Source organism: Brenneria sp. L4-2C (assembly GCF_040240335.1).
Lineage (GTDB): Bacteria > Pseudomonadota > Gammaproteobacteria > Enterobacterales > Enterobacteriaceae > Brenneria.
Genome location: NZ_JBEIAC010000035.1, coordinates 1 through 10,040 on the forward strand (window position 1 = coordinate 1; position 10,040 = coordinate 10,040).

The following is a 10,040-nucleotide window of genomic DNA, read 5'->3' on the forward strand; positions in this document are numbered from 1 at the left end:
CGGTGAGAGGTTCAACACGCGGGAGGAGATGAAATCGGCGGTATTCGAGTATATCGAGATAGACTACAATCGGCACCGACGGCATAGTGCCAACGGCGGGCTAAGCCCGGTGCAATTTGAGGAAAGAAACCTCGCTTAAGGCAGTGTCCACCGTCGCTGGGCAAGATCAGTTTTCTGTTTACCTGCAAAGCGGAACTGCATACGCCAGTACTTTGAGCCATTTGGATGCAAAAGCAGGTACATGCCAAAGCCGTCAGTGAGCTTGACGGGCTTATCAGAGTGCTTTGATTTTTTTATCTTTACGTCAGTAAGCGCCATGTTTCAGCCCTCCACATGATGGCACAAAACAAATCGAACCCGTTGTACCAACGAATATAACAGCAATGAGGTGTAGCTTTGAGTACTTTTTAACAGACGTGAGTAGACATTGGGAAGGGGATAACCAATTGATAAAAAGCAGAAAACCAGACGCCCGTAGACATCTGGTTTCTTTAAAATGGCTCCCCTGACTGGACTCGAACCAGTGACATACGGATTAACAGTCCGCCGTTCTACCGACTGAACTACAGAGGAATCGGTTAGCTGCGGGGGATAATAGCGGGAGCATTTCACCTTGTCAAAGGCTGTTATGCTTTATCGTGACTGATTGCTGAAGTAATAATCAACACCTTGAAATTACAGCGCAAGTTGCATATGGAATTTGATATCGTCTCTTCGCTTCCGGCAGGCGCTTGCACCTTGAGATAGCAGCGATTGCATTAGTGTGGTGCATGTTCAGTGAGAGAAAAATCAATAACCCCCATTTTCCGACAGGCTGAATTAACTCATTAACCATCTCTTTTCCTTATTATACCCGTGTCTTATCAAACAGGTATCGGTTTCCATTATAGTACCAATACAATCTGGCGCGGATCTTGCTACCTATCTCGGGTAACTACTCAGGAGGCAGACATGAATCTTAGACGGCTCAAGTACTTTGTGAAAATCGTTGATATCGGTAGCTTGACTCAGGCTGCTGAGCTGTTGCACATTGCACAACCGGCGCTGAGCCAGCAGGTCGCTACGCTGGAAGGTGAGCTGGAAAAACAGTTGCTGGTTCGTAGTAGACGGGGAGTTACTCCCACCGAGGCAGGGAAAATCCTTTATTCACATGCGCAAGCTATTTTGTATCAATGCGAGCAGGCTAAAAGTGCGGTGAATGGCGTCAGGCAGTCGGTAAACGTATAGATTTTGGGTAGCCAGCCATCAGGCGTGATCCCGGTGGCTGACTATATAACATAACCTTTCAGAAAATATTAACCTGCTTATATTTTTCGTATTTATTTTTTTCTTCCATCGTTCAGTTTTTATCGCATAATATTGGGCGTTATGGCCGTTATATTGTAATATCTGCTGGCGGTAGCCTTGGCTTGGGTGTTACATTACTACGCGCATCGCTTTCTCTTATCCTACTTGCAACCGACTGTGATCCCTCCGGGGTCTTATGGCTGTTATTTTTAAGGAGTTAAAATGAATAACCTTCTCTCTCAGCTCTTAATGAAACTGGCTGAAAAAGAGGTCGGAGAAAAAGAACTTAGTGCTAAAATAGAATTGTTAGAAATATTGGTGTTTTCTATTATATCTATGTTAGATGATGAGCAAATAAATGAGTTAACGAAGAAGGTGGAGTGTGTATTAGCAGAAGCGCCGCTGCATAGAGGTGATGATACTTGCTTAACCATCGAGTTATTGAATCGTAGTATTAATCGATTCACGACAACATCAATAAGAAACTAACTCTATTATTATCGCGCTAACCGGTTATGGATGATATCTTTGGTTTTATTAACAATAAGTTATCTAATTATTGTTAATATTTAGGTTGTTGGTTTAATACAAAATAGTAAGACGCTGATTTATGATCAGCGTCTTTTTTTCTGTGATGGTTTTTATATTATGCCGTTTGTTTCTTCTTTCGAATAATCTGATAAGCAACGGCCAGAATAATAAACCACAACGGCGTTACAATCAGTGCTTGCAGCGTGTCGGGTTGCAGCGTCAGCAGGACGATGACAAAAGCAAAGAAAGCCAGGCAAATCCAGCACATGAAAATACCCCAGGGCATTTTATATTGTGAGTCGACATGTAACTGCGGTCTTTTTTTACGGTACGCCAGATAGGAGCAGAGAATAATGCTCCAGATGAACATGAACAGTATCGCGGAAACGGTGGTTACCAGGGTGAAAACCGTCATCACATTCGGGATGAGGTAAATCAAGACCACGCCGGATAACAGACAGATACAGGAAAACAGTAATCCGGCGGAAGGAACCGCGCGTTTCGACAACATGCTAAAACGCTTCGGCGCGTCTCCCTGTTGGGCTAAGCCAAATAGCATCCGGCTGGTGGAGAATACGCCGCTGTTGGCTGAGGATGCGGCGGAGGTCAGCACCACAAAGTTAATTACGCTGGCAGCGGCGGGCAAGCCAACCAGGACGAACATTTCAACAAAGGGACTGCGATCGGCGGCAATGGCGCTCCATGGCGTAACCGACATGATCATGATTAATGAAAACACGTAAAACATGATGATACGAAGCGGGATTGCATTAATCGCTCTGGGAAGTACGACGTTTGGGTTCTTCGTTTCCGCCGCGGTGGTGCCGACCAGCTCGATACCGACGAAGGCGAATACCGCTATCTGGAAGCCGGCGAAAAAACCGCTGATACCTTTAGGGAACATTCCGCCGTCGTTCCAGAGATTATTAAACGAGGCGATAGAGCCTGATGGTGAAGGGAATTTCATCATGACCAGCGCTACGCCGATGACAATTAAGGCGACAATGGCCACAATTTTTATCATTGCAAACCAGAATTCCATTTCACCGAACATTTTTACCGTGGCCAGATTAAGCGAGAGCAATAACAGCACGCAGAGGAGTGAGGATATCCACTGCGACAGGTCGGGAAACCAAAATTGGGCATAGGCGCTGATGGCCACTACGTCGGCGATGCCGGTCACGACCCAGCAGAACCAGTATGTCCAGCCGGTAAAAAAACCCGCCCAGGGGCCGAGCAGATCGGCTGCAAAATCGCTGAATGATTTATAGTTCAGGTTAGAAAGCAGCAATTCTCCCATTGCGCGCATAACGAAGAACAGCATAAAGCCAATTATCATATAAACGAAGATGATCGATGGCCCTGCCAGACTAATCGTTTTTCCTGAGCCCATAAATAACCCAGTGCCGATAGCCCCGCCAATGGCAATAAGCTGAATATGACGATTAGTCAGGTTTCGCCGTAGTCCGTCGTTGTCGGACCCTGCAAGGTCTGCGGCCTCTTTTGATTGATCTACCATTTAATATAATTTCCTATTTTATGTGATGTCGTTTTGAGCTCTTAATCGGCTCTCTCATTCATTAATACGGACATGGATAAGATAGCGTAACCGCTACACAGATTATAGGGAGTGACTGGTATAAACGCGGTGAATAATCGAACAATGTGACTCTGTATGCTTTTTGCTCTGATAACGAAGGTTATCGCAATATGAAAGGAGGAGTCTGGCCGGCGCACAGGTTAACAAAATTGCCCATTACGCTCAATATAATTTTAGAATGTGGAAAAAATAAGAAAAAATCAATGCTAACTATTTGACAGTCGCCGCCAAGTGGAGAATAATCCACGCCGTTGGGTCGTTAGCTCAGTTGGTAGAGCAGTTGACTCTTAATCAATTGGTCCGGGGTTCGAGCCCCCGACGACCCACCAACACTTCAAGCAGTTAAGTTGTAAGTTACCAATCCCATCCACCGTGTAATACTTGGCTAATTTTAGGCCGTTTCTCTATCTTCCAACGGCATTGTTGCATAACAAATAAAATGAAATTTTTTATTTGCAATAACGACGTTTCACGGAAATATCTATAATAATTAATTAGTCATATTATTTCTTATCTTTTATTTAAAAAATAAAATCATTTACTCTTTTGTTTTAATGAGATTTGAATGAATCATTAATTTTTTGTTCTTTTGATAACGATAAAACAACACAAACCGAGATGTTTCTCAAAAGGCGCTGAGTCGGGAAAGGCGGTGTTGCAAGTGTCGCATGCTGAAGAGGAAAAGAATGCCGGAATATCATCGGCAGGGTGTCTTACCGGTCTGGTCATCTGACGTTTTTCTAAAAAAGGGAATGTAGCGAGTTGACATGGGCATCTGAAAAGCGCCGTCGGCATCAAAAGCGATGAGCCGACGGAAGAAGGATTACTGACGGTAACCGTGTTTGATTTGTTTGAGGGTGTTGCCCAACGCTTCCGCCTGTTCCGGATCTTCCAATTGGGCAATGTATTTTTCCATTTTAACGATCACTTTGCCCGCATCAGCCTGCCCGATGGCTTTTAACAATAATGTAACGGTTGCTTTCAGGCAGGTGACTTCGTGTGCTAATGACTCGACAGACGCAGATGTGGAAAAATCTATATTGCTCATGTTTTCTCCTTAACAAGGAACGGCAAAAAAAGTGTTTTAGCCTGCCCGCAGCTGACTTGAAAGCATTTGCTGCGGGAGACAATCAGATTGTCGGCAGTATAGCACAGAGTGTATCGCTGACGGCCATTAATTAATGAGCCGCAACTATGTAATGAGCGTTTTTTACACACTTAACTTGTTTTTAATTGTATTTAATTGCCTGGATTTATATAGTGAATCTGTGGCTAAATGTGTTCGATAGAATACATGAGACTTTCCGTACAGGCGTTTTCTTACCCTATAAGTGTTGCTGATGGCCGATGAGCAAGTCTCAAATCGCCGGCAATCGCAATGTGAAATGTTAAGAATATGATCACCATGCGCCCTGAGAGTCGCGGTATATTGTTATCATCATGCGGTAGTCTCTGTGGTTTATTGCTTCATGACATATTTGAGAAATACATAACTTATATAAGTCGGTATTCATTATTTTTCGCAACCAACGTAGTATCACCTGCACGCAGCTTGTTATGTAAGTGCTACTCCCTTTTTTGGAGAATTATTCTTTGATTAGCGTTTTTCTTGTTGATGACCATGAACTGGTGCGGGCAGGGATACGGCGCATTCTTGACGATATCAAAGGTCTCAAAGTCGTTGGCGAAGTGTCATGTGGTGAAGATGCCGTCAAATGGTGCCGCAGCAATGATGTCGATGTTGTCTTAATGGACATGAATATGCCGGGGATCGGCGGTCTTGAGGCAACGCGAAAAATTCTGCGCTTTTCTCCTGATATAAAAGTTATCATGCTAACTATTTATACAGAGAACCCATTACCTGCTAAAGTAATGCAGGCGGGGGCGGCCGGGTACGTCAGCAAGGCGGCAGCTCCGCAGGAAGTCATTTGCGCCATTCGGGCGGTGCATGCGGGGAAACGATATATCGCTTCTGATATTGCGCAGCAAATGGCGTTGAGTCAGTTAGAGCCGCAGACGGAAACGCCGCTGGAGTGTTTGTCTGAGCGCGAATTGCAGATTATGCTGATGATCACCAAAGGGCAGAAGGTCACCGAAATTTCCGATCAGTTGAATCTGAGCCCCAAAACGGTGAACAGCTACCGCTACCGGATGTTTAACAAACTGAACATCAATGGCGATGTGGAGCTAACGCATCTGGCAATTCGTCACGGCCTCTTTAATGCGGAGACGTTGTTAAGTAGTGAGTGAAAGTTTCAATGCCTCGGCATTTCTTAAAACGGTAACCAGCCAGCCTGGGGTTTACCGTATGTATGACGCCGCGAATACGGTGATCTATGTTGGAAAAGCAAAAGATTTAAAAAAACGACTCTCCAGCTATTTTCGCAGTAATGTCGCCAGCCGCAAAACCGAGGCTTTGGTAAAAAGTATCGCGCAGATCGATGTGACGATCACGCATACCGAGACCGAAGCTTTACTGCTGGAACATAACTACATCAAGCTTTATCAGCCGCGTTACAACGTCTTACTGCGCGATGATAAATCTTATCCCATGATCTTTCTCAGTGCCGACCGGCACCCGCGTCTGGCCGTTCATCGCGGCGCCAAACAAGCCAAGGGCGAGTATTTCGGACCGTTTCCGAACGGAAACGCCGTACGTGAAACACTGATGCTATTGCAAAAGCTTTTTCCGATTCGGCAATGCGAAAACAGCGTATATCGCAATCGCTCGCGACCTTGTCTGCAATATCAAATAGGCCGCTGTCTTGGCCCTTGCGTTAGCGGATTGGTCAGTGAAGAGGACTACCGGCAGCAGGTCGACTATGTGCGGTTGTTCTTGTCGGGGAAAGATCAGCAGGTGCTCAATGCGCTTATCGCCCGGATGGAAGCGGCCAGTCAGGCGCTGAACTTTGAGGAAGCGGCGCGTATTCGCGATCAAATCCAGGCTGTGCGCCGAGTGACGGAGAAGCAATTCGTTTCGGGCGATGGGGAAGATCTGGACGTTATCGGCGTAGCGTTCGAGGCTGGCATGGCATGTATTCATGTACTGTTCATTCGCCAGGGCAAAGTATTGGGCAGCCGCAGCTATTTTCCGAAAGTTCCCGGCGGAACTGAACTGGGTGAAGTCGTACAAACCTTTGTGGGGCAATTTTATCTGCAAGGAAATCTGGCTCGAACGTTACCTACAGAGATTCTGCTTGATTTTGTGTTGCCGGATAAAGACCTGCTTGCTGAGTCTTTGACCGAGGTCGCGGGGCGAAAAGTGCAGATTCAGACTAAACCGCGTGGCGATCGCGCCCGTTACCTGAAGCTTGCCCGCACCAATGCCGCGACGGCTTTGGTAACGAAATTGTCCCAACAATCAACCATTCATCAGCGATTATCTGAATTGGCCAACGTTTTACATTTGCCTACAATTAACCGCATGGAGTGTTTTGACATCAGTCATACTATGGGGGAGCAGACTGTGGCATCCTGTGTGGTATTTGATGCGAATGGGCCGCTGCGTTCCGAATATCGCCGCTATAATATTAGCGGGATCACGCCCGGCGACGACTATGCCGCGATGACCCAGGTGTTGAAGCGTCGTTACGGTAAGGCGTTGGATGACGGTAAAATTCCTGACGTCATTGTCATTGATGGTGGTAAAGGGCAGCTTGGTCAGGCCAAAGCCGTGTTTGATTCGCTACAGGTACCCTGGGATAAGAACAAGCCGCTGCTGCTTGGCGTTGCCAAAGGCAGTGACCGTAAAGCCGGGCTGGAAACGTTATTTTTTGAGGCGACGGGAGAGGGTATCGTGTTACCGCCTGATTCTCCGGCCTTGCATGTCATTCAGCACATTCGTGATGATTCTCACGATCATGCGATTGGCGGACATCGTAAGAAAAGAGCAAAAGTTAAAAATACCAGTACACTAGAGCTTATTGAAGGCGTCGGGCCTAAACGCCGGCAGACCCTGCTGAAATACATGGGGGGATTGCAGCCTTTGATGAATGCCAGCATTGAGGAACTTGCAAATGTGCCGGGTATTTCACACGCGTTGGCGGAAAAGATCTTCCATGCGTTGAAACACTAGGGACAATGTAGCAACATACTCGTAATATTCACTCCAGCCAGATAGTTACCTAAGCGCTATGCAATTTAATATACCGACGTTGCTGACTTTGTTTCGTGTTGCTTTAATCCCGTTTTTTGTGCTGGCGTTTTATCTTCCATTCGTCTGGGCACCTCTGATATGCGCACTCATTTTCGTTTTTGCCGCCGTTACCGATTGGTTTGATGGATTTTTGGCCCGTCGCTGGAAGCAAACGACACGATTTGGGGCGTTTCTCGATCCCGTCGCGGACAAGGTGATGGTCGCGGTCGCTTTGGTTTTGGTGGCGGAGCACTATCACTCCTGGTGGATTACGCTACCGGCCGCCACGATGATTGCGCGTGAAATCATTATTTCCGCATTGCGTGAATGGATGGCCGAGATAGGCAAGCGCAGCAGCGTGGCGGTTTCCTGGATTGGCAAGGTAAAAACCACGGCGCAAATGCTGGCGCTGGTCGCGTTGTTATGGCGTCCAGAACGTCTGGTGGAAGGGGCGGGCGTGATTGCTTTATACGTCGCGGCTGTATTGACTTTTTGGTCAATGTTTCAATATTTGAACGCGGCAAGACATGATTTGCTTGAACCTTGATCGAAGCGCCTTAAAAACCAGCAAACGAACCTGCTGAGCTGATAATTCTATTGACTCAATGCGTCAGGTCAGTAGAATGCACCGCATCAACAGCGACGCTGGTTTGTTTAAAGTGAGTAGAAATCAGCAGGTTCGCATGATGCGGGAATAGCTCAGTTGGTAGAGCACGACCTTGCCAAGGTCGGGGTCGCGAGTTCGAGTCTCGTTTCCCGCTCCAATATCCTCAGCCGCGAAGGCTGAAAATGATTTAAAGGTAAGGCGCGTTGGCAGAGTGGCCATGCAGCGGATTGCAAATCCGCCTACCTCGGTTCGACTCCGGGACGCGCCTCCAATTTCCAAGCCCGGGTGGTGGAATCGGTAGACACAAGGGATTTAAAATCCCTCGGCGTACGCGCTGTGTGGGTTCAAGTCCCACCCCGGGCACCATCGATTAAAATCGAATTAAAACAAGAAGTTAGTCAAAATTGATAGCCGCTTAATAAGCGGTTTTTTTTGTGCCTGAAAATGATAAGTGGCGACAAAATGGCGGCAGAGTGGCGACACTTATTTTTTTACCTTCATAAAAAATGATGTTTCCTATCATTGATTAACTATTTTATTTAATCGATGGTTGATTGATTATTCATAACATCTGACTAAACCCACATTTGGAACTGTTTATCCGCGACAGGGTGTGGCGTGACAGGATTTATCTTCCCTGGTTCCACAATAGAGCGAGTGACACTTTCAAGAGTAACAAAAGTATGGCCGCAATTTATATTTGTGCATTGGTGATAACGCTCTTTGGTTGATTCACTTAGGTAACGGCTTGAGCGGGCATGAGCGGCATGTCGGCAAATGGGGCAATGCATCATAATTATATCCTTAACTGGCTTTTTTCTATGCCATTTTACCCATTAATTCAATTAATGGAATAAAATTCAAAAAATTGATTTACGGTCGTTCGCTCCCTTCATATTCCACATCTGACAGTAGCACCTCCAATTCCAACGTGGTGATATAGCCGCTATTGCTCAATGCGTGCGTCACTTTTGCGATCGTCCACATTTGCTCATCGATCACCTGTTTAAATCCGCTAACCTGTACCGGCGTCTCAGGGAACAGGTCGGCGCGGCCCATTGCTAGCGTGATAGAAAACTCGGCGACGCCCCGTTGTAGCCTGTCCCATTTTGCCTGGACGGCACGCATGGCTTGTGCTTTGGTCGCGTAGACGGTGGTCAGGGATAGGACATTCTCATCAGTGCCGACCATGTACTCCCCCTTGTGGGCTTCCGGTGTTTTCGTCGGTTTTTTCGCTTTTGGGTGGGTTTCCTGCGGCCCCTGATGCAAAAGTATCTTTTGTTTTCGCTTAACCTTGACCTGTTTAGGTTTCGGTTCTTTGGTATGCAGCCAGCTTGCCGTTACGCCAGTGTAGGCTCCCCGGTCAGCCAGGCTAAAGCTGTGCTGATCCCCATCGCTGCGTTCAATTATCTGTTGAGGGATAGATTTGCCGCTGGCCGTCTTTCCCGTACCGGCTCGAATAAACAGCAACCGTCCGGCTTTCACCGCCGCAATTGCACCGTTGCGTTCAGCCAACCGGGTGATAAATGCCGCATCGGTTTCTTGTGTTTGGTCGATATGGGGGATTTTTATCCCGGCGAAACCGCCGGCCAGTATGGGCGTCAGGTTGTTGCGTTTCGCCACTTGCTCAACAATCGCGCCTAGCGTGGCAGACAGCGACGAGTCCACGCGCGTAAGTGTGACGGTAAACTCAATCCGCCGGGCGCTGCCGTCAGGGGAAAATTGGTTTTCTTCTGGCTGATACTGTTGACCAGGTAATCCCCCCGAAAAAGCGGAGTGTTCATAAGTAGAATTTTCTCGTAATCTGAACGCAGGAGATTCGCTATGAAAAAATCACGCTTTACCGACAGTCAGATCATCGCCATCCTCAAACAGGCCGA

General features: G+C 47.0%; 8 protein-coding genes, 5 tRNA genes and 3 pseudogenes. 10 read left to right on the top strand and 6 right to left on the bottom strand.

Going from position 1 to position 10,040, the window contains the following annotated elements; translation table 11 throughout:
* Nucleotides 1-139 (top strand): IS3 family transposase (locus tag ABRZ26_RS24150; protein WP_319602909.1); only part of this gene is annotated, 139 nt, incomplete at its 5' end.
* 32 nt (nucleotides 140-171) lie between these two features.
* Here the strand turns inward: ABRZ26_RS24150 and ABRZ26_RS24155 are convergent.
* Nucleotides 172-318: pseudogene (locus ABRZ26_RS24155) on the bottom strand (Arm DNA-binding domain-containing protein); the annotation flags it as partial.
* A 179-nt stretch (nucleotides 319-497) separates the two neighbouring features.
* Nucleotides 498-573, bottom strand: a tRNA-Asn gene (locus ABRZ26_RS24160).
* A 378-nt stretch (nucleotides 574-951) separates the two neighbouring features.
* Between ABRZ26_RS24160 and ABRZ26_RS24165 the strand changes: the two are divergent.
* Both ABRZ26_RS24165 and ABRZ26_RS24170 read left to right on the top strand, forming a co-directional pair.
* Nucleotides 952-1,218, top strand: a pseudogene (locus ABRZ26_RS24165) (LysR family transcriptional regulator); the annotation flags it as partial.
* A 291-nt stretch (nucleotides 1,219-1,509) separates the two neighbouring features.
* Nucleotides 1,510-1,776 carry a sigma-S stabilization anti-adapter protein IraP gene (locus tag ABRZ26_RS24170; RefSeq protein WP_319606597.1) on the top strand — a complete coding sequence of 89 codons (267 nt, stop codon included), beginning with the start codon at nucleotides 1,510-1,512 and terminating at the stop codon, nucleotides 1,774-1,776.
* Nucleotides 1,777-1,933: 157 nt separating this feature from the next.
* On the opposite strand, the gene cycA is transcribed toward ABRZ26_RS24170, so the two are convergent.
* Nucleotides 1,934-3,337, bottom strand: a complete 1,404-nt coding sequence (gene cycA / locus ABRZ26_RS24175) for a D-serine/D-alanine/glycine transporter (RefSeq protein ID WP_319606598.1) — start codon at nucleotides 3,335-3,337, stop codon at nucleotides 1,934-1,936.
* Between the two features lie 334 nt (nucleotides 3,338-3,671).
* Between cycA and ABRZ26_RS24180 the strand changes: the two genes are divergently transcribed.
* Nucleotides 3,672-3,747, top strand: a tRNA-Lys gene (locus tag ABRZ26_RS24180).
* Nucleotides 3,748-4,241: 494 nt separating this feature from the next.
* Here ABRZ26_RS24180 and ABRZ26_RS24185 read toward each other — a convergent pair.
* Nucleotides 4,242-4,466: a DUF2594 family protein gene (locus ABRZ26_RS24185; protein ID WP_319606599.1), complete on the bottom strand. Its 225-nt coding sequence runs from the start codon at nucleotides 4,464-4,466 to the stop codon at nucleotides 4,242-4,244.
* A 545-nt stretch (nucleotides 4,467-5,011) separates the two neighbouring features.
* Between ABRZ26_RS24185 and uvrY the strand changes: the two genes are divergently transcribed.
* The 6 genes from uvrY (at nucleotide 5,012) to ABRZ26_RS24215 (ending at nucleotide 8,526) form a co-directional block, all read left to right on the top strand.
* Nucleotides 5,012-5,668, top strand: coding sequence for a UvrY/SirA/GacA family response regulator transcription factor (gene uvrY, locus ABRZ26_RS24190; RefSeq protein WP_319606600.1), 657 nt, complete (start codon nucleotides 5,012-5,014; stop codon nucleotides 5,666-5,668).
* Nucleotides 5,661-7,493 carry an excinuclease ABC subunit UvrC gene (gene uvrC / locus ABRZ26_RS24195; RefSeq protein WP_319606601.1) on the top strand — a complete coding sequence of 611 codons (1,833 nt, stop codon included), beginning with the start codon at nucleotides 5,661-5,663 and terminating at the stop codon, nucleotides 7,491-7,493. Before uvrY ends, uvrC begins: the two co-directional genes overlap by 8 nt.
* Before the next feature lie 58 nt (nucleotides 7,494-7,551).
* Nucleotides 7,552-8,100: a CDP-diacylglycerol--glycerol-3-phosphate 3-phosphatidyltransferase gene (pgsA, locus tag ABRZ26_RS24200; protein WP_319606602.1), complete on the top strand. Its 549-nt coding sequence runs from the start codon at nucleotides 7,552-7,554 to the stop codon at nucleotides 8,098-8,100.
* Nucleotides 8,101-8,241: 141 nt separating this feature from the next.
* Nucleotides 8,242-8,317, top strand: a tRNA-Gly gene (locus ABRZ26_RS24205).
* Nucleotides 8,318-8,357: 40 nt separating this feature from the next.
* Nucleotides 8,358-8,431: transfer RNA gene (locus tag ABRZ26_RS24210), tRNA-Cys, on the top strand.
* An 8-nt stretch (nucleotides 8,432-8,439) separates the two neighbouring features.
* Nucleotides 8,440-8,526: transfer RNA gene (locus ABRZ26_RS24215), tRNA-Leu, on the top strand.
* A 209-nt stretch (nucleotides 8,527-8,735) separates the two neighbouring features.
* Here the strand turns inward: ABRZ26_RS24215 and ABRZ26_RS24220 are convergent.
* The gene (locus tag ABRZ26_RS24220; RefSeq protein WP_239784006.1) at nucleotides 8,736-8,954 is read right to left on the bottom strand and encodes a DNA-binding transcriptional regulator; all 219 of its coding nucleotides are present in this window, start codon (nucleotides 8,952-8,954) and stop codon (nucleotides 8,736-8,738) included.
* Nucleotides 8,955-9,033: 79 nt separating this feature from the next.
* Nucleotides 9,034-9,864, bottom strand: a pseudogene (locus tag ABRZ26_RS24225) (contractile injection system protein, VgrG/Pvc8 family); the annotation flags it as partial.
* Between the last annotated feature and the right edge of the window lie 176 nt (nucleotides 9,865-10,040).

What these genes read in the sequence shown, in the direction of transcription:
- cycA (WP_319606598.1), bottom strand. Translation starts at nt 3,337, where the DNA reads ATGGTAGATCAATCAAAAGAGGCCGCAGACCTTGCAGGGTCCGACAAC.
- ABRZ26_RS24220 (WP_239784006.1), bottom strand. Translation starts at nt 8,954, where the DNA reads ATGATGCATTGCCCCATTTGCCGACATGCCGCTCATGCCCGCTCAAGC.
- ABRZ26_RS24170 (WP_319606597.1), top strand. Translation starts at nt 1,510, where the DNA reads ATGAATAACCTTCTCTCTCAGCTCTTAATGAAACTGGCTGAAAAAGAG.
- pgsA (WP_319606602.1), top strand. Translation starts at nt 7,552, where the DNA reads ATGCAATTTAATATACCGACGTTGCTGACTTTGTTTCGTGTTGCTTTA.
- ABRZ26_RS24185 (WP_319606599.1), bottom strand. Translation starts at nt 4,466, where the DNA reads ATGAGCAATATAGATTTTTCCACATCTGCGTCTGTCGAGTCATTAGCA.